The sequence below is a fragment of the Variovorax sp. PAMC 28711 genome (genome assembly GCF_001577265.1).
GTDB lineage: Bacteria > Pseudomonadota > Gammaproteobacteria > Burkholderiales > Burkholderiaceae_C > Variovorax.
Window position 1 is genome coordinate 940,624 of record NZ_CP014517.1, and the last position, 26,750, is coordinate 967,373.

Consider the following 26,750-nt stretch of genomic DNA (forward strand, 5'->3'; position numbering starts at 1 on the left):
CATGAAGTTCGATCAACCCGCAACGCGCAATCCGGTCGACCGCATGAAGGTCGTCGGCAAGCCCTACGACCGCATCGACGGCCCGTTGAAGACCAGCGGCAAGGCGCCCTATGCCTACGAGCGTTACGACGTGGTGCCGAACCAGGCCTACGGCGTCATCCTCGGCGCATCGATCGCCAAGGGACGCATTCGTCGCCTCGACACCAGCGCCGCCCGCGCCGCGCCCGGCGTGATCGCCGTGGTCACGCACGAGAACGCCGGCACGGTCAACAAGGCCAAGGCCATCACCGCCAAGCTGATGGCGGGGCCGAACATCGATCACTTCGACCAGGCGGTGGCCATCGTGGTGGCCGCGACATTCGAGCAGGCGCGCGCCGCTGCGCAACTCATCGCGGTCGACTACGACCGCGCAGAGGGTCGCTTCGATCTCGCGAAAGAAAAAGCCTCGGCGGTGAAGCCGAAGATGGACGGTCCGGCGGACACCGCCGTCGGCAGCTTCGACGACGCATTTGCCAAGGCCGCGGTCAAGCTCGACCAGACCTACACCACGCCCAACCAGAGCCATTCGGCGATGGAACCTTTCGCGACCATCGCGTCGTGGGAGGGCGGCAAGCTCACCGTGTGGACCTCCAACCAGATGATCGCCTGGGCCAGGCGCGACCTGTCGGAAGTGCTGGGCGTCGAGCCCGCGAACATCCGCGTGGTGTCGAGCTATGTCGGCGGCGGCTTCGGCTCGAAGCTGTGGATTCGCAGCGATGCCGTCATGGCCGCACTGGCCTCGCGCGTGGCCGGTCGCCCGGTGAAAGTCGCACTCGCGCGGCCACAGATCGCCAACAACACGACCCATCGGCCGGCAACGATCCAGCGCATCCGGCTGGGCGCCGGCAGCGACGGCAAGCTGACTGCCATCTCGCACGAGACCTGGTCCGGCGACCTGCCGGGCGGTCAGCCCGAGACCGCCGCCATGCAGACGCGCCTGCTCTATGCCGGCGCGAACCGGATCACCTCCCACCGGCTCGCCACGCTCGACCTGCCCGAGGGCAACGCCATGCGCGCGCCCGGCGAGGCACCGGGCCTGATGGCGCTCGAAATCGCGATGGACGAACTGGCCGAGAGCCTGAAGATGGACCCGGTCGCACTGCGCATCGCCAACGACACGCAGGTCGATCCCGAGAAGCCGAGCCGCGCGTTCTCGCAGCGCGACTTCGTCGGCTGCCTGAGCATCGGTGCGCAGCGCTTCGGCTGGGACCAGCGGCGCGCCACGCCCGGCCAGGTGCGCGACGGGCGCTGGCTTGTCGGCATGGGCATGGCCAGCGCGTTCCGCGGCAACCTCACCATGAAATCGGGCGCGCGCGCGTCGATCGACGGCAAGGGCGTGGTCACCATTTCGACCGACATGACCGACATCGGCACGGGCAGCTACACCATCATTGCGCAGACCGCCGCGGAGTTGCTCGGCGTGCCGCTCGAACAGGTGGTCGTGCGGCTCGGCGATTCCGACTTTCCGGTGTCGGCCGGATCGGGTGGCCAATGGGGCGGCAACAGTTCGACGGCAGGCGTCTATGCCGCGTGCATGAAGCTGCGCGAAGCCATCGCACGCAAGGCCGGCCTGATGGCGGGCGATGCGCGTTTCGACGAAGGCAAGGTCATCTCGGGCAGCCGCAGCTTCACGCTCGCGGAAGTCGCAGGTCGACAGGGGATCACGGTGGAAGACAGCATCGAGTTCGGCGATCTCACGAAGACCTATGCGCAGGGCACCTTCGGCGCGCACTTCGCAGAAGTCGGCGTGGATTCGGCCACCGGCGAGGTGCGCGTGCGGCGCATGAGCGGCGCCTTCGCGGCGGGCCGCATCCTGAACCCGAAGACCGCGCGCAGCCAGGTGATCGGCGCGATGACGATGGGCCTCGGCGCCGCATTGATGGAAGAGTCGATCGTCGACACGCGCTTCGGCTATTTCGTGAACCACGACCTGGCCGAATACCACGTGCCCGTGCATGCCGACGTGCCGAAGCAGGACGTTTTCTTCATGGACGAAGTGGACGACAAGTCGTCGCCCATGAAGGCCAAAGGCGTCGGCGAGCTCGGCCTGTGCGGCAGTGCGGCAGCGATCGCCAATGCGGTTTACAACGCCTGCGGCGTGCGGGTGCGGGACTATCCGCTGACGCTGGACAAGATCATCCGGTCGTTGGCCTAGCGCAATGCAGCGCTCGGCGTTCTATTCGAAGAATCCCGAGACGCCCACACGCGCCGCGACGCTGCCGGCGCCGGTCGCGGACACACCGCCGCTCAGGCTCCAGCGACCACTGACGGTGGTGCGTCGCAGTGCAATGCCGACGGCACTTTCGCTTTCGTAGTAGCCCATCCCAGCGGAATAGCTCAGCTTGCCGGGCACCACGGGGGGGCTTTCCATGGCCATGGCTGCTGCCACGCCGGCATAGGCCTTTCTCGCCACGTTTTGCATGCCCTGCACCAGCTGGTTCGTGCGCAGGTCGGTGTATTGCCGCGCTGCCTGAACACTCGAATTCAACTGCTGCACGTTGACGGCGTCGGCAGGCGACACGCCAGGCGCCACATTGGAAATCACTGTGCCACCGGGCGCTTGGCCGTTGCCTAACGTGATCTGGTTGTAGTTGACGACGCCGTCTGCGCCGGTTGCGTAGTTCACGCCGCCGGCCTGCACCGCTTGCAGCTGGCGCAGATTCACGGCATCGGTCGCCTGCGTGCCACCCGCCACGTTCGTGATCTGCCGCTCTGCCCCGGGCGCACCGATCGACAGTGCGCCCTGCGTCGAGGCGACCGCCACGCCCGACAACGCCTCGATCTGGCCCGCCATGCCGGCCCTCGATGCCACCGCGCCGGCACCGAGGGCCACGGCGCCGGTGCTTGTTGCTTGCGCAGTCGTGCCGATCGCGATCGACGACGCACCGGCGGCCAGGGCCTGCGGCCCGATCGCCGTGCTGTCGTTGCCTGTCGCGGTCGCACCGCCGAGCGCGGAGGTGACCTGGACATATTTGCTGCCGTTGCCCGCCGGTGCGTTGCTGCTGACCGTCTGGCTCAGATTGATCACGGAGCTGCCCAACGCGCTCAGCGCATCGCCGACCGTGCTGTAGTTGCCCACCGTGGTGCCGCCGCCGGCCGTGATGGTCGAGAGTGTGTAGGTCGGCCCCACGACAGTGCCGTCGAAATTGATCATCGCGTTCCCGCCGAACACATTGACCACCGACGCAATGTTCTGGTTGGTGGCGAACAGCTGTGCGCCGTTCACCGCCTGGCTGCTGGTGGCCGACACAATGCCGCGCGAGAGATTCGCCATGCGCGTGCCGCCCGTGACGCCGCCGTCGGTGGACAGCGGCCCGCCCAGCGTGATCTGCGTGCGGGCGGCGCTGTCGTAGGAAACCGCATTCGCGATGCCGGCGCCCAAGGCGGTCAGCTGGCCCACGTTCACCGCATCGTTGGCGAGCACGCCCGGCGCGACGCCCCCGAGCACCCGATCGCCGGCCGTGCCGGTCAAACTCACCGACGTGCCGCCCGTCGATGCACCGACCGCGATGATGCCGGCGCCCGGTGCGCCGCCCGCCTGCTGAACCAGTCCAACGCTGCCGTTGTTGATGTTTGTGGTGAGCGCGTTGAGGTTGGTGGTGTTGGTGCCGACGTTCTGGTTGGTGGCGAAGAGCTGCGCGCCGTTCACGGCGTCGGTGCTCGTGGCCGCAAGCATGCCCTGAGAAAGGTTGGCGATCCGGGTGCCGTTGGTGAGGCCGCCGTCGGTCGATGTCGTGCCTTGCAAGGTCACGATCGCTTTGCCAGCGCCGTCGTACTGCACTGCGTTGGCGGCGGTCGCGCCGACGGCGTTCAGTTGGCCGAGGTTCACTGCATCAGTGGCCACCGTGCCAGCAGCGACGCCGCCGAGCACTCGATTGCCGCCCGTGCCGGCGATGCTCACCGACGTACCGGCTGTCGAAGCGCCGACGGCAATCACGCCTGCACCTGGCGAACCGCCCGCCTGCTGAACCAGCCCGACCGTGCCGTTGTTGATATTGGTGGTCAGCGCGTTGAGGTTGGTGGTGTTGGTGCCGACGTTCTGGTTGGTGGCGAAGAGCTGCGCTCCATTCACCGCATCCGCACTGGTCGCCGACAGCGCGCCTTGCGCCACGTTGCCGATCCGGGTGCCGTTGGTGGCACCGCCATCGGTCGAGGTCGCGCCCTGCAGCGTCACGACGGTCTTGCCGGCGCCGTCGTACTGCACTGCGTTCGCCGCCGTCACGCCCACGGCGCTCACCACCGATTTGAGCTGGCTCACGTTGACGGCATCGGTGTCCGCACCGCCCGCCGCGACGTGGGTGATTCTTCTCTCGTTGCCTGCCGAGCCGATCGACAACTCCCGATTGGCGTTCACGCCATTGCCAGCGACTGCGTAAGTGCCGCCGACGGGGACATAGGGCGCCGCGAGCACGCCCGTCGCCTGTGAACCCGCGCCCAGCGCCACGGCGCCGGCGGCGACCGCCACGTTGGCAACGGTGGCACCGCTGCCCAGCGCCAGCGCATTGGGCGCCAACGCGCCGGTGGTCGCGCCGTCGCCGATCGCAATGGCGTTTTTTGCCCCGGCCAAGGCGGCTGCACCGCCCTTGGTGCCGAGCCCGGTGATGCCGTTGCCGCCGATGGAAACCCCTTGGTCCACGTTCAGGGAGTACCCGTCGGTCGAAAGCTTGCAATCGTCACTCGGCGACAGGAGCGCGCCGTCGTTGTCCAGAAGGCTCAGCGAAAGGGGTTGTCCGGTCGCCAAGCCGCTGTAGATCGTCCCAAGTCCCAGGATGCTCAACAGCGGCGAGCCGACGATCGGCCCGAGCACCGGATTGAGGTAGTTGAAGATGGAACTGCGCGGCAGGCTGATGCCGGTGCATGGATTCAGAAAGCCGGCGGCACTGGCACTCCCCGAGCCCAGCAGGCCGGCCGCGAGCATCGCGACAGACAGGATCGGGAGCGATCCGAACTTCGATCGGCCTGTGGTGAGGCGGGAACCAACTTGAAACACCAAAGACATGAACGACTCCTTCCCGCGTGGGGCAACGATGCATTTCGGAACCGTTCAGCAACGAATCCGAAACCATCGTAAATATTTGTCGTTCATCGAAATATGAGTCTTTCGTACTCAAAATTTCGCATCTAACTGCCATTAGTCGTTTGGTTTTTCGATCAGCTCATGCCTGACTGCCCCGCTCGGTCGCGATGAATCCATTGGTTGACATAGCAAATACCCTACCCAGCCGATGGTCGATGCTCGAAAACCACAACGACGGCTCAGACCGCGACCTTGAGACCGGGCGGGCCTGCTTCGATTCGGCCGACGATGGCTGCATGCGCCATGCCTTCGGCCGTGAACGCACCGAGCACCGCCTCTACAGCTTCTGGTGCACAGCTCACCAACAGGCCGCCCGACGTTTGCGGGTCGCTCAACAGACTCTGCGCGGTAAAAGGCAGCCCCACGGCCAATTCGACATCGGCCCCATAACCCTGCCAATTGCGCCCCGACGCGCCAGTGACGAAACCTTCTGCCGCCATGGCCTCCACGCCGTCGAGCAAAGGCACCTTCGACCATTCGATCACCGCCGTGAGCCCGGCGCCGCGCGCCAGTTCGAGCGTGTGGCCGGCCAGGCCGAAGCCGGTCACGTCGGTGAGTGCATGCACGCCGTCCAGTTGCGCCAGCGCGATGCCCGGCGTGTTGAGCTTGGTGGTGGTGTCGATGAGTTGCCGATAGCCCACTTCGCTCAACTGCTCCTTCTTCAATGCAGCGGACAGCACACCGACCCCGAGCGGCTTGCCGAGGATGAGCACGTCGCCAACCTTCGCGCCGGCGTTCCGGCGCACGCGGTCGGGGTGCACCAGGCCCATCACGACCAGGCCGTAGATCGGCTCGACCGAATCGATGGTGTGGCCGCCCGCGATGGGGATGCCGGCGGCGCGGCACACGTCTTGCCCGCCGCGCACGATCTCGCCGATGACTTCCACCGAAAGTTGCGCAATCGGCATCGCGACCAGCGCGAGCGCCATGATCGGCTTGCCGCCCATCGCGTAGACGTCGCTGATCGCGTTGGTGGCGGCAATGCGGCCGAAGTCGTAGGGGTCATCGACGATCGGCGTGAAAAAATCTGTGGTGGCAATGAGCGCCTGCGTGTCGTTCAGCCTGTAGACCGCAGCGTCGTCGGCGGTCTCGATGCCGACCATCAGTTCGGGCGGAATGACACCGCCGCTGCTGTTCTTCAGGATCTCCGACAGCACGCCAGGCGCGATCTTGCAGCCGCAGCCGCCACCATGCGAGAGCGATGTGAGGCGGGGGCCGTTCTGGGTGTTGGGTGGGGTCACGGGGGTGTTCATGGGTTGGTCTCCAGCATTTCGGCCATCAGGGCGAGCAGGGTTGCGCGCTCACGGGCAGGGTCGAACAAGGGGGCGCGCGCAGCGCACTGCGCAGCGAGGCCGAAAAGTATCGTCGAGTCGTCGCGGCAACGCGCGATGAGGCGCGCGAGACCCTGGGCATCGCCCGGTTCAAAGTAGCCGTCGTAATCGGCGCCCAGCATGCCGACATTTCCCGGGATGCGGCTGGCCAGCACCGGTGTGCCGCTGCAGATCGCCTCCATCACCACATGGGCGCCACCCTCCATGACGCTGGAATGCACCAGCACGTGGGACTCGCCGATCCGGCGGAGCACCTCCTCATGCGGCAGCGCGCCGAGCCAGCGGTACGACGGGCAGTCTTGCATAAGCGACCTGGCCTGGGCACCCAGCACAGGGTCGAGCGCTGCGCCGATGTGGTCGAGCAGGATGTCGGCACGCGCCGCGAGCTGCCGGGCGGCATCGAAATAGGTTTGCGGCGCCTTCTCGGCGCGCAAGTGGCCGACCATGAGTGCGCAGAGGCCCCGCTGCGACTTCGGCCGGGCCGCGCGCGCAGGCGTCGACTGGAAGCACGCGATGGCTTTGTGGCGGTAGAGGGCCGGCACGTCGTCGATGGCCCGCTCGTGGAGCACGACCAGCCGGTCGGCCAGTTCAAGCGAACGTTCGGCGCTGGGGTCGCTGGCGATGTCGCGGTAGAGATCGGTGCCGGTCAGCACGACCGCGAGCGGACGATCGGGCGCCTTCCCGGCGGCGGCTTTCCAGCGCGCAATCGAATCGGCCGAACGCCGCGCGTGCAACGCGATCATCGCGTCGGCAGGGTCGCCGTTCCAGCGACCGACGAGGTCGATCCGATAATCCTCACCCAGCATCTGCGACCATCGGCTGGCCGTCTGCCAGTTGCCGTTGTTGGCATCTTCCAACGCCGGCGTCACGATGCATATCGAAGGGCGTCTCATGCACGAGCTTATATCCGGGTCCGCCGATCCCCGTGCGGGCAAGGCCACCCCTGGAGAGTCGATGCGGCGTGCCGGACCGGCACAGATCGAGGCGGCGCTGACGGACGGTCGCGCCGAACTGTTCGGCCTGTTCGACGGATTCCAGCGCGCGCTCGGGCCCGATGGCCTGCGCATTGCGCAGGACGCCGCCGTGAACCTGCCGCTCTGGGAACTCGGCCACATCGGCTGGTTCGAGGAGTTCTGGGTGTCGCGCCATCCGGGGCGGACGGTGGGCGCGACGTGCGATCCGCTCCTGCCGCGAACGCCCTCGGTGCTGCCCCGGGCCGATGCGCTCTACGACTCGTCGAATGTTGCGCACGCCAGCCGCTGGCAACTCGCGCTGCCCGACGCTGACGCGACGCGCGCCTATTTGACCGAAGTGCGGCAGGCCACGCTGGCGCTGCTGCACGCCGGGGGCACGACCGACGACGACCTCTACTTCTTCCGGCTGGTGCTGTTCCACGAGGCGATGCACCGCGAGGCCTGGCACTTCATGGCGCGGGGCCTGGGCATCGACCTGGGCCCGGCGATGCGCAGGCCCGCGCCACCAGCCACCGATGCACCCGCGGCAGCGGCGTGGCGGGTGCCCGGCGCACTGCGGCGCATCGGCTTCGACGGTCCGGGCTTCGCGTTCGACAACGAACTGGGCCCGCACGAAGTCGAGGTGCCTGCTTTCAGCATCGACCCGGCGCCGGTCACATGGGCCGCCTTCCTTGCCTTTGCCGATGCCGGCGGCTACGACAACGAGGCGGTCTGGACGGCGGCCGGTCGCGAGTGGCTGCAGCGCACACGCGCCACCCGGCCGATGCATCTGCGACGAGAAAACGGGAAGTGGGAGCAATCGGCGTTCGGTCGCTGGACACCCATCGATCCGTCAGCAGCGGCTGTGAACCTGACCGCGCACGAAGCGGACGCCTGGTGCCGGTGGGCGGGACGCCGGCTGCCGACGGAAATGGAATGGGAGACCGCAGCAGACCTCGCAGCGCATGCGCAAGCCCGTGGCGACTCGGTCTTCAGATGGGGCGAAGTCTGGGAGTGGACGTCGAGCCCCTTCGCGCCCTACCCCGGCTTTCAGGCGCATCCGTACCGCGACTACTCCCAGCCGTGGTTCGATGGCCGGCGCGTCCTGCGCGGCGGCTCGTTCGCGACCGCGCCCTACCTGAAGCATCCGTGCTATCGCAACTTCTTCACGGCAGAGCGCAACGACGTGTTCGCGGGATTCCGGTCCTGCGCCGCGCCATAGCCCTCGCAACGCGGCCCGATCGCGGTGGCTTTCTACAATAGCGGCCTCTCCCTGCCCCCCATTCCGAGGCTCATTCGATGCTGCAATTTCCCCGTCTTTCGCGTTTCGGCCGTCTGGCCGCCGCCCTCACGCTGACTTTCACGGCCGCTGGCGCGATGGCCCAGGGGGTGTTGCGCGTCTCCGCGATTCCCGACGAGGCACCGACCGAGCTGCAGCGCAAGTTCACCCCGCTGGGCGACTACCTGAAGAAGGAAACCGGCATGGACGTGCAATTCACGCCCGTGACCGACTACGCCGCCGTAGTCGAAGGCCTGGCGACGAACAAGATCGACATGGCCTGGCTCGGTGGCTTCACCTATGTGCAGGCGCGCATCCGCACCAACGGCGGTGCCGTGCCAATCGTGCAGCGGGCCGAGGACGAAGTCTTCACCAGCAAGTTCATCGTCCCCACCGACAGCACCGCCAAGACGCTGGCCGACCTGAAGGGCAAGACCTTCGCCTTCGGCGCGCCCTCTTCCACCTCGGGCAGCCTGATGCCGCGCTACTTCCTGCTGCAGGCGGGCATCAACCCTGAAAAAGACTTCAAGACGGTCGCGTTCTCGGGCGCGCACGACGCCACCGTCGCTTTCGTGGCCGCCTCGCGCGCCGAAGCCGGCGTGCTCAACACGTCGGTCTGGGACAAGCTGGTCGAGTCGAAGAACCCGAACGCGGCCAAGGTGCGCGTGCTGGCGACCACGCCGACCTACTACGACTACAACTGGACGGTGCGCCCCGGCATGGACCCGGCCTTGCAGAAAAAACTGACCGCCGCCTTCCTCAAGCTCGATCCGGCCAACCCGGCGCACAAGGAAATCATGGCGCTGCAGCGGGCCAGCAAGTTCATCCCGACCCAGTCGTCGAACTACGACGGCATCGAAGCCGCAGGCAAGTCGGCCGGCCTGATCAAATGATGCGTGCGTTCCTGCGACCGGCAGGTTTCGCCGGGTGAGCTTTCTGCTCGACCGCGTCGGGCTGGTCCACCCCAACGGCCAGCGTGCGCTCCAGACCGTGTCGCTGGCGGCGCGCGATGGCGAGCGGCTGGCCATCATCGGCCCCTCCGGCGCCGGCAAGACCACGATGCTGCGCGTGCTCGGCGCAGCGCTGAAGCCCAGTGAAGGCGACGTTCAAACGCTCGGCGCGTCGCCCTGGCGCCTGACGGCTCCGCAGCTGCGCAAGCTGCGTGCGCGCATCGGCACCGTGCACCAGTCGCCGCCGATCGCGCCGCGGCTGCGCGTGGTCACGGCAGTGCTGGCGGGACGCCTCGGCGAATGGTCGACCGGACGGGCGCTGGCATCGCTGCTGCGCCCGGTCGACACGGCCGGCGCCCACGCGGTGCTTGCACGGCTGTCGCTGGAAGACCGCCTTTTCGATCGCTGCGACCGTCTCTCGGGTGGCCAGCTGCAGCGCGTCGGCATCGCCCGCACGCTGTACCAGCGCCCAGCGCTGTTGCTGGCTGACGAGCCGGTGTCGGCACTCGACCCGACGCTGGCCGACGCCGCGCTCGGCGAACTGGTGGCGCAGAGCGAGCGCACCGGCGCCACCTTCGTCGCGTCGCTGCATGCGGTCGACCTGGCGCTGCGCTGGTTTCCCCGCATCGTGGGCATGCGCCAGGGCGAAGTGATGTTCGATGCCGCCGTCGGCGACGTGACCGAATCGATGCTGGGCGCGCTGTACGCGAGCGAGGGCAATCTTCCGATGCAGGGCCCGGCATCCGCGCCGTCGCCCACGGTCGACGCCACGCCCACTCGCCGGCCGGGCTGCAATTGACCGCACCCGCCCTGCGCGACCCGCATGCGCGTGCCCGGCTGGTGTGGACGCTGGCGGCACTGGCGATCGCCTGGCCGATACTGCAGCTGGCCGAATTCAAACCGTGGGCACTGTTCGCCCCGGGCAACCTGTCGGTCATCGGCGGCTTCCTGGCCGGCTTCTGGCCGCCCGCCACCGATGCGTTCTTTCTCGCACTGCTGGGCAAGGCCACGCTCGAAACGCTGGCGATGGCGACCGCCGGAACGGCACTCGCCTTCCTGATCGGCGCGCCGCTGGGTTTCGTCACTACCCGCGCGCTGTCGGTGTCGCGCATCGGCCCCGGACCCGGCCACATGCGGGGCTCGGTCGTTCGGCAGGCCAGCCGCTCGCTGCTGATGGTGCTGCGCGCCATTCCCGAGATCGTGTGGGCGCTGCTGTTCGTGCGCGCCCTCGGGCTCGGGCCGGCTGCCGGCGTGCTGGCGATCGCGATCACCTACGGAGGCATGCTCGGCAAGGTGTATGCGGAGGTGCTCGAATCCACCGACACCCGCCCCGCGCGCGCGCTGCTGGAGGCCGGCAGCGGCCGCGTCGCCGCCCTCTTCTACGGCTTGCTGCCCAACTGCGCGCAGGAACTCACGTCGTACACCGTGTATCGCTGGGAATGCGCGGTGCGCGCGTCGGTCGTGATGGGCTTCGTCGGCGCCGGCGGGCTCGGCCAGCTGATGGACCAGTCGATGAAGATGCTCAACGGCGGCGAAGCCAGCAGCATCCTGCTGGTGTTCCTCGCGCTGGTTTTGCTGGCCGACGCGCTGAGCAATGCCCTCCGAAAGCTCCTGGAATGACCGGCGTGCAAGCCCCTTCGATCTGCGTGCGCTGCTGGGTGGTCGTCGCCGCCGTGCTGGCCGCCGTGGTCGCGAGCTTCGTCTACCTGGCCATCGATTACCGCGCACTCTTCACCGGCGAATCGCTGGGCTTCATGGCGAAGTTCATCGCCGAATTCTTTCCGCCCGACCTGTCGCCCGACTTCGTCGCGAAGACCGGTTGGGGTGCGTTGCAGACGCTGGCGGTGTCTGCCCTCGGCACGTTGCTGGCGGCGGCCGCCGGCGCGGTGTTGGCGTTGCCCGCATCGGGCCGGGCCGGCGGATGGGCACGCGAGGCCTCGCGCTTCGCCCTCAACTTCCTGCGCAGCGTGCCCGAACTGGTGTGGGCGGCGCTGATGGTCCTGGCCGCCGGCATCGGCCCCTTCGCAGGCGCGCTCGCGCTGGCACTTCACACCACCGGCGTGCTCGGCCGACTCTTCGCCGAAAGCCTGGAAAACGCGCCGCGCGAGCCTGAACAGGCGCTGCGGCTGCAGGGTGCGGGCGCGATCACGGCCTTCAGCTACGCGAGTCTGCCGCTTGCCCTGCCGCAGTGGGTGGCCTACACGCTGTACCGCTGGGAGATGAACATCCGCATGGCGGCAGTGCTTGGCTTCGTCGGTGGCGGCGGGTTGGGCCAGCTCCTTTACTTTCACCTTTCGATCTTCCAGCAGCAGCAGGCCATGACGGTGCTGATCGCCATGTTCGGCCTCGTCGCGCTCGTCGATCTCACGAGTGCGCGCCTGCGCCGAGCAATGGGGCCCGCCTATGCATGACAACAAACACCGCCCGCCGACGCGCGTGCGCGACCGCCACGCGTTCGACGCGATCATCGACGCGCGTTCGCCCGCCGAGTTCGCACTCGACCACATTCCGGGCGCGATCAACTGTCCGGTGCTCGACGACGACGAGCGCCGCATCGTCGGCACCATCTACAAGCAGACCGGCGCTTTCGAGGCCCGGCGCGTCGGGGGCGCGATGGTGGCGGCCAACCTCGCGAAGCATCTTCAGGGCCCGCTGGCCGACAAGCCGATCAAGTGGAAACCGCTCGTGTATTGCTGGCGCGGCGGCATGCGCAGCGGCTCGATGGTGCAGTGGTTTCGGCTGGTCGGCTGGGACGCGCAACAGCTCGCCGGCGGCTACAAGAGCTTTCGCCATCACGTGCTCGCGCAGATCGAGGTGCTGGTGCCGCAACTGCAACTGCAGGTGATCTGCGGCGCCACCGGCAGCGCGAAGACGCGCGTGCTGCAGGCGCTGGCCGCGCGCGGCGAACAGGTGCTCGACCTGGAAGAACTGGCCCGGCACAAGGGTTCGCTGCTCGGCGCCTGGCCCGGCGTGCCACAGCCCTCGCAAAAGCATTTCGAGACCAGCATCGCCACACAACTGGAGACGTTCGACCTTTCGCGTCCGCTTTACGTCGAAGGCGAGAGCGCGCGCATCGGCCGCCTGTCGTTGCCGCTGTCGCTGGTGGCCCGCATGCGCGCCGCGCCCTGCATCGAGGTCGAGGCCAGCGCCGATGCGCGGCTGGCCTACCTGCTGCGCGACTACGCCTACCTCGGTGACGACCGCGAGGCGCTGGCTGAACTGCTCGGCAAGCTCAAGGAGTTGCAGGGCAAGGAGACGGTGCAACGCTGGCAGCAGTGGGCGCGCGAAGGCGACCTGCGGCAACTCTTCGCCGAACTCATGTCACTGCACTACGACCCGCATTACGGGCGCTCGCAGGCACAGCATTTCGAGGGATGGACGCAGCGCCGACCGGTGCCGACTGCGGACCTGACGGCCGCGGGGATCGAGGCGGTGGCGGACGCCGTGCGCGCACTGCCGCACAGGCCCGCGATTTAAGCCGGATCGGGCTAGAGCGCCCGTCCAGCTGGCTCAAAAAGCTCTTCTTTCGAGGGCGCAAATGGCGCGGCACCCGGCGCATAAAGCACCGCTCGCGGTGCGCGGCACAGCCCCCAGAAACGCACACCGGCCAGCTCGGCCATGCGCACGCCCATCGCGGTCGGCGCCGAGATCGTCGCCAGCGCGGCGATGCCGAGGCGCGCGCACTTGCGCACCAGCTCATGGCTGCCGCGGCTGGTCAGCACGACGAAGCCGGGCTCGCCCAGACGGCCTGCGCGCGCCATGGCGCCGATCAACTTGTCGAGCGCGTTGTGGCGGCCGACGTCTTCGAACACATCGGTGAGCGCGCCGTCGAGCGTGGCCCAGCCCGCCGCGTGGATGGCGCCGGCTTCGGCGTTGAGCAGCTGGCGGGCGGGCAGCGCTTCGAAGGCGCGCAGCACGGTCGGCAGGTCGACGCGATCGATCCACTCGCGTGCGGGCACGGGCGGCGTGTCGAGGTCGAGCCCGGCGAAACTTTCGACGCCGCACACGCCGCAGCCGGTGCGGCCCGACAGGTTGCGGCGACGGCCCTTCAGGCGCTCGAAGCTGCGCGTGGAAATCGTCAGCGAGACCTCGGTGGCGTCCACACCCTCGGGCAGCCCGGCCTCGGCCGCGCGCAGCGTGCGCGCTTCGATGTCGAAGCACTCGCGCGCGTCGTCGAGGATGCCTTCGCTCAGCGCGAAGCCGAGCGCGAAGGCTTCCAGGTCTTGCGGGGTCGCCATCATCACGGCGTGCGCGATGCCGTTGAAGACGAGCGACACCGGCACCTCGGCGGCCATGGTGTCGGTGCGAAGCCGTCCTTCTGGTGGCGCGTCGGGCTCGCCCAGCACGCGCACCGTGCGCTGCTGCAGCGAGGGAATCGTCAGGTCATTGCCGCGATCGGTCGGCCGACGCGCCTCGTCGAGCAACCCGTCGAGCTCCGACCACAGCGCGTCGCACTGTCCCGCGCGAAACGCCGCGGACTTGAACGCCTGCTGTTCACCCCGATACGTTTCCCACAGGTCGCCCATGCCATCGGCCACGCACGAGCGCACGTTCGACAGCCGGTCGGCCACCTTCACGAGCAGCGCCAGTTCCTCGGGGCCCGACACGACAGCGAGCGTCGCGTACGTCTTGGCCTTGCGCTCCTCGCGCGTGGCACCGGGCGCATCGCTGAGCAGCGCGACGCAGGCAGCCGCCAAGTCGCCGAAGCGCTGCCGCACGTCGTCGACCGTGGCATCGGTGTCTTCCACCACGTCGTGCAGGTAACCGATGGTCTGCGCCTCGGCACCGAAGGGCGCGAGCACCGCGACGACGGCGTCGAGGTGGTGAACGTAAGGGTGATCGCCGTAGCGCTGCGCGCCGTGCATGGCGATGGCGTAGTCGCGCGCGGCCGTCGGGTTCATCGGCGTGGGGTTCATGGCGCCCATTATCAAAGGGCGCGACCCATGGTGCGCGGTCGTGCGCGGCGTTGCGCGCTGCTACCGGACGGCATGACCGAGCTCCACTCCAGCCCCGCCGCCAAGCGCAACCAGCAACCCATCCTCGACGCCCTGCGCAATTGGCGACTTGCCTGCACGCCCATGCCATCGGCTGAATTCGCAGGGTTGGTACGGGCTGACGAATTTCGGGCACGCTAGGTTCTGCGAGCTTGGCCTCAAGCGTTCTGCAGCGCACGCGTCGCGGCAGCGAAGAAACTGTAGCTCTCCAGCCGGCTCGCGAGGTGCACCGGCTCGGGCCACACGCTGTGCAACACGATCACCAGTTGTTCGTCGACATCGACATAGATCTGCTGGCCGAAGATGCCCAGCGCACCGAAAACATGCGATCCTGCGCGCGACGGAAAGGTCCACCACTGGTAGCCGTAACCCAGCGGCTCGAAACCCGTCAGACGGCCCGGCTCCAGCATCGACCCGGGGACCACCGCCGTGGATTGCGCCATCCAGCCTTCGGGCAGTACGCGCTGGCCATCCAGCACCCCATCGGCGAGCACGAAGGCGCCGAAGCGCGCGTAGTCGCGCAGCGTGGCGTTCAGCCCGCTGCCGGTGAACTCCTGACCGCCTTCGCTCTCCAGCTGCCAGTAAGCGTCGCTCTCCATGCCACACGGTTGCCAGATCTTGGCCGACAGGTAGTCGCTCACGGGTTGCTGGATCGCGCCTCGAAGGATCGCACCGAGCAGGAAAGTCTCCGCGGTGTTGTAGTTGAAGAGACTGCCCGGCTCGGCGACGCGCGGCAGTGTCCGCAGGTAGTTCAGCACGCCGCCCGGTTCTTCATGCTGTTGGATGGCCATCAGCTTGCGGCGGTCTGATTCGGGGTCGAGATAGGTTTCGACCCAGCGCACGCCCGAGGTCATCTGAAGCACTTGGCGAATCGTCACGCCGTCATAGGCCGAACCGATCAATTGCGGGACGGTGAGCGTGACCGGGTCTTCGAGACTGGCGATCACGCCGTCGTGCATCGCGACGCCGATCAGGGTCGACGTGATTGACTTGGCCATGGAAAAAGAGAGCCAGCGCGTCTGCGCGGTGTGGCCGTGCGCATAGCGCTCGCAGACGACTTGGCCCCGCTTGAGGATCAGCAGGCCGGTGCTGCCGCCGCGCCTCATGAAATCGTCGATGCCCAGGCTGTGACCGTCAGCCTCGTAATGAAAATCGACGGGCTGGCCAAGACGAAGTTCGCGCACCTGCGGGCCGCGGGCAATGGTGCGAGTGGGATAGAACTCGCGCATGTCGGCAAATGCACGCCGCTGCGCATCGCTCGGCAGTGTGAAAAGTTCGGGGTAGCGCCCGCTGCGGGACGAGCCGTTGTGCTGGGTTGTTTCCATCCGGGTCAGTGTAGCCATGCAGCCTTGGCGTGCCCAACAGCACATACGGAGGATCTGCCGTGGCGCTGCTGAATGCGAGGTGGCCGTGATTCGGCTCGTCTGGAGCGCAGCCCAGCGATCTGGATCAAATCGGTCTGCAGCGCCCGTCCCGCCGACGCAAGAGGTCTCATCACGCCGAAGCCCCCCGTGCCGCATCCCGACGCAAAGTCGGCAGCCCCACACCCGTCGCCTCGAAGCCCCCATCCACCGCCAGCACCTGCCCGTTCACATAGCTCGCCGCCGGGGTGCACAGGAAACCGACGGCCGAAGCGATTTCGTCCATGGTGCCGTAGCGGCCGAGCGGAATGGCGTCGTGGTAGTCGGCGCGGATGGCGGCCGAATGCACCTTCTTCGCCATCTCGGTTTCGACCGGGCCGGGCGCGATGGCGTTGACGCGGATGCCGACGGTGCCGAGCTCGACCGCCTGTTGGCGCGTCAGATGGATCAGCGCCGCCTTGCTGGTGCCGTAGGCCACGCGCAGCGTGCTGGCGCGCAGGCCGGAGATGGACGCGATGTTCACGATGGCGCCGCCGCCCGCTTTCAGCATCACCGGCACGCAGGCTTGCGAACACAGGAATGCGCCGTCGAGGTTGACGGCCATGACGGCCCGCCACTCTTCGAACGATGTGGCGCCGATGGGCATGAAGGACGCGATGCCCGCGTTGTTGACGAGACAGTCGATGCGCCCGAACTGCTGCACCACGCGATCGACGACTGCCTGCACCTGCGCCGGTTGCGAGACGTCGCAGGGCAAGGCCAGCACGCGCGCTTCGTCGTTCAACGCGGCGGCGGCGGCCGTCAACGTGGCCTCGTCGACGTCGAGCATGAGCACGCGGTGCCCGTGGGCCAGAAACCAGTGCGTGATGGCCAGGCCGATGCCGCGCGCGGCGCCCGTCACGACGGCGACGGGAAGGGACGAGGACAAAGTTGAGGTCATGACGGTGCGCTCCAGTGTGATGCGCACGAAGCGTAGCGCCGATCAGCGCTGCGTATCTTCCAGCACCGCGCGGCCGGCGTCGGTCAGGTGCACCAGCCAGCGGTCTTCGAGCTGCACCACGCGCACCCAGCCGGGCCCGGCGACACCGCCCACCGCGGCATCGCCCATCAGCGTGAGCTGGCGCATCAACACGCTCGCGCCCTGCCCCAGTTGCTTGCCCAGGCGCGGCAGCGAGACACCGCCCTCGCCCGGCGCCGCTGCGAGCGCGCGCAGGATGGCTGCGGCCAGCGTGTCGGTCATCCGAAGATCAAACCAGCGCTGCCGCCGGCGCGGCCGTTGCGGCACCCGTCGTGGGCTGCGCATGCGGCACTAGCACCACCGGGATCGACTTCGATGCCGGCGTGCCCGCGTTCAGCGCCACCGACGCCAGCGGCACCAGCGGATTCGTCTCGGGGTAGTAGGCCGCGAGGTTGCCGCGCGGGATGTTGTATGCGACCAGCTTGAACTTGTCGGCGCGGCGCTCGTGCCCGTCGTCCCACACGGTCTTGATGTCGACCCAGTCGCCGTCCTTCATTCCGAGCGTCTTGATGTCCTCGGCGTTGATGAAGACCACGCGGCGCTGGCCGAACACGCCGCGGTAGCGGTCGTCGTGGCCGTAGATGGTGGTGTTGTACTGGTCGTGCGAGCGCGTGGTCAACAGCGTGAAGACGACCGTGTCGGTCTTCTTCGAGAAGCGCGCGCGGGCGCGGTGCGACGGCGTGTCAACCGGCACCGCGTGCGTGTAGAAGCTGGCCTTCTTTGCCGCAGTGTTCCACACGCGTTCGCTCGCCGTGTTGCGCAATCGGAAGCCGCCGGGCACCGCTACGCGCTGATTGAAATCCTTGAAGTCGACGAACACCGCGGCGATCTTGTCGCGGATGCGGTTGTAGTCGGCGAGCAACCAGCGCCAGGGCGTCTTGCTGCTGCCACGGCCCGAAGCGCCGATGGTGGCCTCGGCCAGCCGCGCGACGATGGCGGGCTCCGACAGCAGGTGCTCGGACGCCGGTGCGTTCATGCCGTGCGACAGGTGCACCATGCTCATCGAGTCTTCGACCGTCACGCCCTGTGGCCCTTCGGCCTGGATGTCGATCTCGGTGCGGCCCAGGCACGGCAGGATCAATGCCTCGCGCCCATGCACGATGTGGCTGCGGTTGAGCTTGGTGGTGACGTGGACCGTGAGGTCGCAGCGGCGCAGGCCCTTCCAGGTTTCGTAGGTGTCGGGCGTGGCGGCAGCAAAGTTGCCGCCGAGCGCGAAGAACACTTTGCCCTTGCCGTCGATCATGGCCTGGATGGCCTCGACGGTGTCCCAGCCGTTGGCACGCGGTGGCTCGAAGCCGAACACTTCGCGCAGGCTGTCGAGCAATGCCGCAGGCGGCTTCTCCCAGATGCCCATGGTGCGGTCGCCCTGCACGTTGCTGTGGCCACGCACCGGGCACGGGCCGGCGCCGGGCCGGCCGATGTTTCCGCGCATCAGCAGCAGGTTGACCATCATCTGAATCGTCGCGACCGAGTTCTGGTGCTGCGTGATGCCCATGCCCCAGCAGAAGATCGCGCGCTCCGATGCGCAATACACGTCGGCCGCCGCACGGATCTGCGCTTCGGGCAGGCCCGATTCTTCGACCAGCAGCGCCCACGATTCGGCGCGCACATCGGCAGCGAGCGCATCGAAGCCGGTGGTGTGCTCGGCGATGAAGGCCTGGTCGAGCAACGATTCGCCCGCGTCCTGCCGTTCAAGCAGGTGCTTCATCATTCCCTTGACCAAGGCCAAGTCCCCACCCACACGCAGCTGGTAGTAGTGCGTGCTGATCTGCGTGGAGCTGAGCGTCGCCATCTCCAGTTTGTCCTGCGGATCGGCAAAGCGCTCCAGCCCGCGCTCGCGCAGCGGATTGAAGCTCACGATCTTCGCGCCGCGCTTGTGCGCCTGGCGCAGCTCGCCCAGCATGCGCGGGTGATTCGTGCCGGGGTTCTGGCCGAAGATGAAGATGGCATCGGCCAGCTCGAAGTCTTCCAGCGTGACCGTACCCTTGCCCACACCGATCTGAGGCCGCATGCCGCTGCCACTCGGCTCGTGGCACATGTTCGAGCAGTCGGGGAAATTGTTGGTGCCGTACTCGCGTACGAAGAGCTGGTACAGGAAGGCTGCCTCGTTGCTGGCGCGACCCGAGGTGTAGAAGATCGCCTGGTTCGGGTCTGGCAGCGCGTTGAGGTGTCTGGCCACCAGCGCGAAAGCCGCGTCCCATTCGATCGGCACATATTTATCGCTGGCCGCGTCATAGACCATCGGGTGCGTGAGGCGCCCCTGGTCTTCGAGCCAGAAGTCGCTTTGCTGCGCGAGTTCGGCCACCGTGTGCTTCGCGAACAGTTCGGGGCCGGCGCGGCGTGCCGTGGCTTCGGCGGCCACCGCCTTCACGCCGTTCTCGCAGAACTCGAAGGTCGAGGCATGGTTGCGGTCGGGCCAGGCGCAGCCGGGGCAATCGAAGCCGTCGGGCTGGTTGGCCGAGAGCATGGTCTTGGCGCCCTTGATGGCGATGTCCTGCTTGAGCAAGGCGTTCGTCACGCTGCGCAGTGCGCCCCAGCCGCCCGCCGGGCCGTTGTAGAACTCGATCTTCTGGTGGTCAGTCATGGGGTGAGTGTTGTCGTGCGGGTCACCGCGGTCAAATTGCATTCGCGCATGGCCCGATTCGGAACGGAAATGAAAAAGCGCAGGACGCCATGAATTTCATGGGGACCTGCGCCGTGTCCGCGGGCTCGAGCCCGGTGCGTCAGTTGAAGAACTTGGCCGCGCTGATCAGCGTCTTGTAGACACCCCAGGCCAGCGGCAGGCCGACGGCCAGCCACGCGAGGGCGACCACGGCCGGGCTCACGGTGCCGCCGCCGCCCGAACCGCTGCCGACTTCGGCCGCAGAGGCCTTCTCGTGCGCCAGCTTCTTCTCGACGGCCAGTTCGGCATCGGTCATGAAGTGCTTGTCGGCCACCGGGCGCACCATCAGGTTGGCGATGAGGCCGATGACCAGCATGCCGACCAGGATGTACATCGTCTGGTTGTAGACCTGCTCACGCGGGATGCCGAGGCCCAACTGGTATTCGCGCATGTAGTTCACGACGACCGGACCCAGGATACCGGCCGTGGCCCATGCGGTGAGCAGGCGGCCGTGGATGGCGCCGACGAACTGCGTGCCGAACAGGTCGGCCAGGTAGGCCGGCACGGTCGCGAAGCCGCCGCCGTACATCGACAGGATGAGGCAGACCGCACCCACGAAGAGCAGCTTGCTGCCGGCCGCGGCCGAGCCCGGCAGGCTCGCGTAAAGCAGGCCACCCAGCACGAAGAAGATCGTGTAGGTGAGCTTGCGGCCCAGCTTGTCGGACAGGCTGGCCCACACGAAGCGGCCACCGATGTTGAAGAGCGACAGCAACGCCGTGAAACCGCCGGCCACGGCCGCGATGGCGGCCAGCTGGGTCTTGTCGAGTTCGCCGAACTTCTTGGCGACGCCGATCAGGCCACCGCCGAACACTTCCTGCAGCATGGGCGAGGCCATGCCGATCACGCCGATGCCGGCCGACACGTTCATGCACAGCACGACCCACACGAGCCAGAACTGCGGGATGCCCCACACCTTTTTCACGTGCACGTGGCGCTGCGTGATCATGGTGTTGGCGGCTTTCGCCACCAGGGGCGTCCAGCCGTCGGGCTTCCAGCCGGTCGGCGGCACGCGGTAGCCGAGTGCGCCGCCCATCATGAAGACGAAATAGACGAACGCCATCACGACGAAGGTCTGCATGACGCCGACATCCGTGGGGGTCGCGAAGTTCTTCATGAGCTCGACGGCCAGCGGCGACCCGATCAGCGCGCCGCCACCGAAGCCCATGATGGCCATGCCGGTCGCCATGCCGCGGCGGTCCGGGAACCACTTGATCAGCGTCGACACCGGCGAGATGTAGCCGAGCCCAAGGCCGATGCCGCCGATCACGCCGGAACCGAGGATCATCAGCCAGAACTGGTGCAGATAGATGCCCAGCGCCGAGATCAGCATGCCGCCACACCAGCACACGGCCGAGACCACGCCGGCCTTGCGCGGACCGGCGCGTTCGAGCCAGCCGCCCCAGAGCGCGGCCGAGCAGCCGAGGAACACGAAGAAGAGCGTGTACATCCAGCCCAGCGTGGCGATGCGCCAGTCACAGCCGCTCGCGAACAGCTCGGCGAAAAAGCTCATGTCCTTGGCACACGCCTGCGCGCCGGTGCCGTTGACCGACAGCATCTTCGACAGCGGCAGCCAGAACACCGAAAAGCCGTAGGCCATGCCGATGCACAGGTGAATGGCCAGCGCAGCCGGTGGCACGAGCCATCGATTGAAGCCGGGGCCCGCGATGATGCGTTCCTTGTCTAGGAAGCCTGGCCGCTCGCCCGCGGAACCGACGCCCTCCAGCGTACCGGTGATGGTGTTCGACATATTTCTCCTCAGTCCTCAGTAAAAAGCGGGGGTGGCCTGATGGGCACCTGAACGCGGCGAGTGTGAACAATTGTTCAGAAACGCGTCCAATTGCATCGACACATGCATCGATTCAAAAAATAAATGAAATCGAAAGCGCTAGGCGTCCAGCGCGCCGCTGTGCAGGTCGACCTGTGTTGTCCATTCGGAGGTCTGCAGCAGGTCGAGGCCCGCTTGCAGTGCACGCGACGGCCGGACGCCGGCCTGCGTCATGAAGCCGATGGGGGTTCGCACTTCAGGTTCGATGAGCGGCAGCGCTTCCAGCTCGCGGTACCCGCGCACCGCAGCCACCATGGCGCCAGGCAGCACGCTGCACACCTGGCCTGCGATGACTGTGAGTGCGAGCGCCAGCACCGAATTGGTTTCGATGGCGGGCGCGACCGCCACACCGGCGCTGCCCAAGGCCTGATCGATGATCGTGCGGTTGTGCATGTCGGGCGTGAGAAGACACAGCGGCAACGCCCCGGCGTGCGACCAGCGCATCGGCGCGCCGATCTGCAACGCATCGGCAGGCTGCGCCGCACGTCGCAGCAGGAAATAGTGCTCGATGCTCTGCGGCCAGGCTGTGAGCTTGACGCCGCGCAGTTCCATGCGCTCGGTGTAACCCAGCGCGAGGTCGAGCGACAGGTTCTCCAGCCCGGTTTCGAGCTGCTGCGAACTCATCGACAGCACGGTCGGCACGATGCCGGGATGCCGCTCCTGCAACATGGCCGCGAAGCGCGCGAGCATCGGGATCGCCGTCGGCACCGCCGCCATGCGCAGCTTGCCGCGCGGGGTGGCGATGTCGCTGCGCAGGTCCTGCTGCAGCACCTCGTTGTCGCGCAGCATGCGCTGCGCAGTTGCGAGCACGCGCTCGCCTTCCTGCGTGAGCCCTACATAGGCACGACCGCGCCGGGCGATGACGACGCCGAACTCCTGCTCCAGCGCACGAAGCGCATTCGAGAGCGCCGGCTGCGTGATGTGGCAGGCCTGCGCGGCGCGTCCGAAGTGGCGGTGTTCGTCGAGCGCGACCAGGTAGCGCATCGACGCGAGCAGGTTCATGCGGCGCGCCTCGGCGTCACGTGTTCTTGCTGATGGAGATGGTCGGGAACTTCGCGGAAAAGTCCTTCGCCTTCTCGGCGATGCTCACCGCCACGCGCCGGGCGATCGCCTTGTAGATGCCGGCGATCTCGCCGTCCGGGTCGGCGACCACGGTCGGCTGGCCGCTGTCGGCATGCTCGCGGATCTGCATCGCGAGCGGCAGTGCCCCAAGGTAGTCCGTGTTGTATTGCTCGGCCATCTTCTTGCCGCCGTCGGCGCCGAAGATGTGCTCCACGTGCCCGCAGTTCGAGCAGATGTGCACCGCCATGTTCTCGACGATGCCGAGGATCGGCACGCCGACCTTCTCGAACATCTTGATGCCCTTCTTCGCGTCGAGCAGCGCGATGTCCTGCGGCGTGGTGACGATCACCGCGCCGGTGACCGGCACGCGCTGCGACAGCGTCAGCTGGATGTCGCCGGTGCCGGGCGGCATGTCGACGATGAGGTAGTCGAGTTCACGCCAGTTGGTCTGGCGCAGCAGCTGCTCGAGCGCCTGCGTGACCATCGGGCCGCGCCAGATCATGGCCTGATCGCCATCGACCAGGAAGCCGATCGACATCACCTGCACACCGTGGTTTTCCATCGGCTCCATGGTCTTGCCGTCGGCGCTTTTCGGCTTGCCTTCGATGCCCAGCATCATGGGCTGGCTCGGGCCGTAGATGTCGGCGTCGAGAATGCCGACCGTCGCGCCTTCCGACGCCAGCGCGAGCGCCAGGTTCACGGCCGTGGTGCTCTTGCCCACGCCGCCCTTGCCCGAAGCGATCGCCACGATGTTCTTCACGCCGGGCAGCAATTGCACGCCGCGCTGGACCGCGTGGCTCACCACCTTGGTGGAGATGTTGACGGACACGTTCTCCACGCCCGGCAGCGTTTTCGCGGCGGCGACGAGCGCCTTGCGCAGCGTCGGATGCTGGCTTTTCGCCGGGTAGCCGAGTTCGAGATCGAAGGCCACGTCGCCGTCGGCGATGTGGATGTTCCGGATGGCCTTCGAGCCGACGAAGTCCTTGCCGGTGTTTGGGTCCGGCACCGTCGCGAGCGCGGCGAGAAGGGCCTCTTGGGTAACTGCCATTGATACAACTCCTGAATCGCGGGTAGTCTAGTGCGGCACCCATGTCCTCTGTCGACCCCGCCCCATTGCCCGCCACAGGCCCGACCGGTCTGCTTCTCACCGGCGGTGGCGCCCGCGCCGCCTACCAGGTCGGCGTGCTCGAAGCCATTGCCGATCTGCGACGGGCCGCCGGCGTCGAGGGCCATCCGTTCCCCATCATCACGGGCACCTCGGCGGGCGCGATCAACGCCGCCGCACTGGCCTGCGGCGCCGACGATTTCGATGCCACCGTGCGAGACATCGCGGACGTCTGGCAAAGCTTCCGGACCGATCAGGTTTACCGCGCCGATTCGCTCTCGCGCCTCGACGCGCCCGGCCGCTGGCACATGCTGTTCGGCCTGGCATCCCTTTTTGCGCGATGGCGGCGCGAGCAGCCACGCTCGCTGCTCGACAACGCCCCGCTCGCCGACCTGCTGAAACGCCTGGTGCCGCTCGACCGGCTGCCCGGCCTGATGGCCGCGGGCCACGTTCAGGCCTTGGCCGTGACCGCATCGAGCTACAGCTCGGGCGAACACTTCACTTTCTACGAATCGGCCCTGCCGATGGAACCGTGGGTGCGATCGCAACGCATCGCGGTGCCGGGCCGCATCACCCACGACCATTTGCTCGCGTCGTCGGCCATTCCCTTCGTGTTCCCGGCGACCGGCATCGCGATGAACGCGCACACGGAATACTTCGGCGACGGTTCGATGCGGCAGTCCGCGCCGATCGCGTCGGCCATCCATCTCGGTGCTGCGCGGGTGCTGGTGGTCGGCGCCGGGCGCCTGAGCGAACCGCGCGCGGAGCCCGGTCCGAACAAGCTGACGGGCTACCCGACCCTTGCGCAGATCGCCGGCCACGCCCTCTCCAGCATCTTCCTGGACGCGCTGGCCGTCGACGTCGAGCGGCTGCGGCGCATCAACCAGACGCTGGCGCTGATACCCCCCGAGGCGCTGCGCAACACGCATCTGCGGCCCGTCGAGCTGCTGGTGATTTCGCCCTCCGAGCGCATCGATGTGATCGCGTCGCGACACGTCGGCGCGCTGCCGGGCGCGGTGCGCCGCATGCTCGGCGGCCACGCAGCGCCGGCGGTGGGCGCGATGCAATCGTCGGCGTTCGCGAGCTACCTGCTGTTCGATACCGGCTTCACGCGCGAATTGATGGCACTGGGACGCGCCGACACGCTGAGCCGGCGCGCGGAGGTGCTGCGCTTCTTCGGTTGGCCTGCAGCCTGAGCTGCCAGCTTCTCAGCCGCCCTGTGCGGGCACGATGCCGAGTTCCGAACACACGCGCGCCAGCAGCGATCGCAGGTCGGAAACCTCCGCCTCGAGTCGCGCCAAGTTCGCCTTGAGCGCCGCCACCTCGCCGAGCGAGACGTCGGCACCGCGTGCATCGGCGTCGGGCCCCGCCAACGCTTCGGCCGGCGCCCCGCTCAACAGATGCGCCCAGCGGCTCTCGCGCGCGCCCGGAAGGCGCGCCAGACGGACCACCAGCGCGCCCGCCGGTCGCTCGGCCATTTCGTTGAGGAACCCTTCGACCGAAGAGATGTCCGCGAAGTTGTGCATGCGGTCGCAGGCGATGCGCAGCTCGCCGGCGGTTTGCGGGCCGCGCAGCATCAGCACAGTGAGCAGGATGACCGATTGCGAGGGCAGATGCAGCACGCGGTCGGCGTTGTGCGCATAGCGAAAGGCACGGCCGCCGCTGCTCTCGGTGACCAGGCTGTAGCCCTTGAGGCTGTCGAGCGCGGCCTGGGCCTCGGCCTCCGACACGTCGAGCACCGGCGAGCGGCTGGTCTTCTGGTTGCAGCCGGACACCACCGCGTTGAGCGTCAGCGGATAGCTGTCGGGCACGGTGCGCTGCTTTTCGGCCAGCACGCCCAGCACGCGGGTTTCGAACAGCGACAGGGCGGGGAGCGTCGGCGCGGCGAAGCTCATGCGGGTCAGGCGCCCCGGATGCGGCTCACCAGTGCCTTGGTGAAGGCCATGGTGTTCGCGGTGCCGCCCAGATCGCCGGTGCGCACCTTGTCGAGGTTGAGCGTCTGGTCGATGGCGGTGCGCAGGCGCGTTGCCTTGTCCTGCAGCTTGACGTGGTCGAGCATCAGCGCCGCGGCGAGCATCAGCGCGATCGGGTTGGCGATGCCCTTGCCCGCGATGTCGGGCGCCGAGCCGTGCACGGCCTCGAAGATCGCGGCGTCGGTGCCGATGTTGGCGCCGGGCGCCATGCCGAGCCCGCCGACCAGGCCGGCCACGAGGTCCGAAAGGATGTCGCCGAACAGGTTGGTGGTGACCAGCATGTCGAACTGCCAGGGGTTGAGCACCAGCTTCATGGCGCAGGCGTCCACGATGATGCTGTCCAGCTCGAACTGGCCCTTGTACTTTTCTTCGTACAGCTGCAGGCCCGTCTCCAGGAACAGCCCGGTCAGCACCTTCATGATGTTGGCCTTGTGCACCAGCGTGACCTTCTTGCGGCCGGTCGCGACCGCCGTGTCGAACGCGTATTCGCAGATGCGGCGGCAACCCTGCCGCGTGTTGATGCCGGTCGCCATGCCCACGGCATGCGGATCGTCGTCGATGCGCACGTAGTGCTCGTGGCCGATGTAGAGGCCTTCGAGGTTCTCGCGCACGATCATCAAGTCGATCTTGTCGAAGCGACCGCCCGGAATGATCGTGCGCGCCGGGCGCAGGTTGGCGTAGAGCTGGAATTCCTCGCGCAGCCGCACGTTCGACGACCGGTACCCTCCGCCCGATGGCGTTTCGAGCGGACCCTTCAGCGCGAGCCGCGTGCGGCGAATGCTGTCCAGCGTTTCGGCCGGCAACGGATCGCCCGACGCCGTCACGCCGCCGAGCCCCGCGATCTTGCGATCCCACTCGAACGGCGCCTCCAGTGCATCGAGCGCGGCCAGCGTGGCGTCGACGATTTCGGGGCCGATGCCGTCGCCGGGGATCAGGGTTGCGGGAATGGGAGGGGTCATCTGCAGCTTTGAGTGGTCGGTTTCGAGGGGGCGCAGCGCTTGTGGCGCCGTCCGGAGCCGAAAGCATACGCCGCGCCTGCAACGCCTTGTCGCTCTTCCTCTGGCGGGATCTCCTCGAGTTTCTCGCAGGCGGGCGGATTCTGGAATGGATCGATGGCCAAG

The 26,750-nt window shown here is 67.6% G+C and carries 21 protein-coding genes and 1 pseudogene; 8 read left to right on the plus strand and 14 right to left on the minus strand.

Translation table 11 applies throughout. The features are described 5' to 3' along the window. The first annotated feature begins 1 nt into the window (after position 1). Positions 2-2,194 (plus strand): aldehyde oxidoreductase molybdenum-binding subunit PaoC, encoded by a 2,193-nt coding sequence (paoC, locus tag AX767_RS04795; protein WP_068629101.1) that lies wholly within the window; start codon positions 2-4, stop codon positions 2,192-2,194. A gap of 21 nt (positions 2,195-2,215) precedes the next feature. Here the strand turns inward: paoC and AX767_RS04800 are convergent, their stop codons facing one another. The 3 genes from AX767_RS04800 to senB form a co-directional block, all read right to left on the minus strand. Continuing rightward, positions 2,216-5,038 carry a YadA family autotransporter adhesin gene (locus AX767_RS04800; RefSeq protein WP_068629103.1) on the minus strand — a complete coding sequence of 941 codons (2,823 nt, stop codon included), beginning with the start codon at positions 5,036-5,038 and terminating at the stop codon, positions 2,216-2,218. 257 nt (positions 5,039-5,295) lie between these two features. Beyond that, a complete protein-coding gene (gene selD / locus AX767_RS04805; protein WP_068629105.1) occupies positions 5,296-6,369 on the minus strand; it encodes a selenide, water dikinase SelD in 1,074 nt (357 codons plus the stop codon). Next, on the minus strand, positions 6,366-7,340 hold the full coding sequence (gene senB, locus AX767_RS04810; RefSeq protein ID WP_068629107.1) for a selenoneine biosynthesis selenosugar synthase SenB: 975 nt from the start codon (positions 7,338-7,340) through the stop codon (positions 6,366-6,368). Before senB ends, selD begins: the two co-directional genes overlap by 4 nt. Positions 7,341-7,401: 61 nt before the next feature. On the opposite strand from senB, the gene senA reads away from it, so the two are divergent. The 6 genes from senA (at position 7,402) to mnmH (ending at position 13,106) form a co-directional block, all read left to right on the plus strand. Further along, positions 7,402-8,622, plus strand: a complete 1,221-nt coding sequence (gene senA, locus AX767_RS04815; RefSeq protein ID WP_168164803.1) for a selenoneine synthase SenA — start codon at positions 7,402-7,404, stop codon at positions 8,620-8,622. A gap of 155 nt (positions 8,623-8,777) precedes the next feature. Next, a complete protein-coding gene (locus AX767_RS04820; protein ID WP_237288625.1) occupies positions 8,778-9,572 on the plus strand; it encodes a putative selenate ABC transporter substrate-binding protein in 795 nt (264 codons plus the stop codon). Between the two features lie 34 nt (positions 9,573-9,606). Further along, entirely contained in the window at positions 9,607-10,428 is an 822-nt protein-coding gene (locus tag AX767_RS04825) for a phosphonate ABC transporter ATP-binding protein (protein WP_068629113.1), read from the plus strand. Continuing rightward, a complete protein-coding gene (locus tag AX767_RS04830; RefSeq protein ID WP_068629115.1) occupies positions 10,425-11,249 on the plus strand; it encodes a PhnE/PtxC family ABC transporter permease in 825 nt (274 codons plus the stop codon). The genes AX767_RS04825 and AX767_RS04830 overlap by 4 nt, the downstream gene beginning before the upstream one ends. Continuing rightward, positions 11,246-12,040: a phosphonate ABC transporter, permease protein PhnE gene (gene phnE, locus AX767_RS04835; RefSeq protein ID WP_068629117.1), complete on the plus strand. Its 795-nt coding sequence runs from the start codon at positions 11,246-11,248 to the stop codon at positions 12,038-12,040. Before AX767_RS04830 ends, phnE begins: the two co-directional genes overlap by 4 nt. After that, complete coding sequence (mnmH, locus tag AX767_RS04840) at positions 12,033-13,106, plus strand: tRNA 2-selenouridine(34) synthase MnmH (protein WP_068629119.1); 1,074 nt, start codon at positions 12,033-12,035, stop codon at positions 13,104-13,106. Before phnE ends, mnmH begins: the two co-directional genes overlap by 8 nt. A gap of 11 nt (positions 13,107-13,117) precedes the next feature. Here the strand turns inward: mnmH and fdhD are convergent, their stop codons facing one another. The 9 genes and pseudogenes from fdhD to apbC all read right to left on the minus strand — a co-directional run bounded on the left by fdhD (position 13,118) and on the right by apbC (position 23,599). After that, the gene (gene fdhD, locus AX767_RS04845) at positions 13,118-13,981 is read right to left on the minus strand and encodes a formate dehydrogenase accessory sulfurtransferase FdhD (protein ID WP_068633358.1); all 864 of its coding nucleotides are present in this window, start codon (positions 13,979-13,981) and stop codon (positions 13,118-13,120) included. Between the two features lie 246 nt (positions 13,982-14,227). Continuing rightward, positions 14,228-14,554, minus strand: a pseudogene (locus AX767_RS21825) (HD domain-containing protein); the annotation flags it as partial. Positions 14,555-14,781: 227 nt separating this feature from the next. Beyond that, the gene (locus AX767_RS04850) at positions 14,782-15,948 is read right to left on the minus strand and encodes a serine hydrolase domain-containing protein (RefSeq protein WP_068629121.1); all 1,167 of its coding nucleotides are present in this window, start codon (positions 15,946-15,948) and stop codon (positions 14,782-14,784) included. 169 nt (positions 15,949-16,117) lie between these two features. Continuing rightward, a complete protein-coding gene (locus tag AX767_RS04855) occupies positions 16,118-16,924 on the minus strand; it encodes an SDR family NAD(P)-dependent oxidoreductase (RefSeq protein WP_068629123.1) in 807 nt (268 codons plus the stop codon). Positions 16,925-16,966: 42 nt separating this feature from the next. Beyond that, positions 16,967-17,224, minus strand: coding sequence for a hypothetical protein (locus AX767_RS04860; protein WP_068629125.1), 258 nt, complete (start codon positions 17,222-17,224; stop codon positions 16,967-16,969). A gap of 7 nt (positions 17,225-17,231) precedes the next feature. After that, positions 17,232-19,586 (minus strand): FdhF/YdeP family oxidoreductase, encoded by a 2,355-nt coding sequence (locus AX767_RS04865; protein WP_068629128.1) that lies wholly within the window; start codon positions 19,584-19,586, stop codon positions 17,232-17,234. Between the two features lie 139 nt (positions 19,587-19,725). Further along, positions 19,726-21,411: an OFA family MFS transporter gene (locus tag AX767_RS04870; RefSeq protein WP_068629130.1), complete on the minus strand. Its 1,686-nt coding sequence runs from the start codon at positions 21,409-21,411 to the stop codon at positions 19,726-19,728. A 138-nt stretch (positions 21,412-21,549) separates the two neighbouring features. Further along, positions 21,550-22,491 (minus strand): LysR family transcriptional regulator, encoded by a 942-nt coding sequence (locus tag AX767_RS04875; protein ID WP_068629132.1) that lies wholly within the window; start codon positions 22,489-22,491, stop codon positions 21,550-21,552. 16 nt (positions 22,492-22,507) lie between these two features. Beyond that, positions 22,508-23,599, minus strand: coding sequence for an iron-sulfur cluster carrier protein ApbC (gene apbC, locus AX767_RS04880; RefSeq protein WP_068629133.1), 1,092 nt, complete (start codon positions 23,597-23,599; stop codon positions 22,508-22,510). Between the two features lie 41 nt (positions 23,600-23,640). Here apbC and AX767_RS04885 point away from each other — a divergent pair, with 41 nt between their 5' ends. Then, complete coding sequence (locus AX767_RS04885) at positions 23,641-24,852, plus strand: patatin-like phospholipase family protein (protein ID WP_068629135.1); 1,212 nt, start codon at positions 23,641-23,643, stop codon at positions 24,850-24,852. Positions 24,853-24,864: 12 nt separating this feature from the next. On the opposite strand, the gene AX767_RS04890 is transcribed toward AX767_RS04885, so the two are convergent. Both AX767_RS04890 and AX767_RS04895 read right to left on the minus strand, forming a co-directional pair. Beyond that, positions 24,865-25,551 (minus strand): YceH family protein, encoded by a 687-nt coding sequence (locus AX767_RS04890; RefSeq protein WP_068629137.1) that lies wholly within the window; start codon positions 25,549-25,551, stop codon positions 24,865-24,867. 5 nt (positions 25,552-25,556) lie between these two features. After that, the gene (locus AX767_RS04895; RefSeq protein ID WP_068629139.1) at positions 25,557-26,588 is read right to left on the minus strand and encodes an isocitrate/isopropylmalate dehydrogenase family protein; all 1,032 of its coding nucleotides are present in this window, start codon (positions 26,586-26,588) and stop codon (positions 25,557-25,559) included. Between the last annotated feature and the right edge of the window lie 162 nt (positions 26,589-26,750).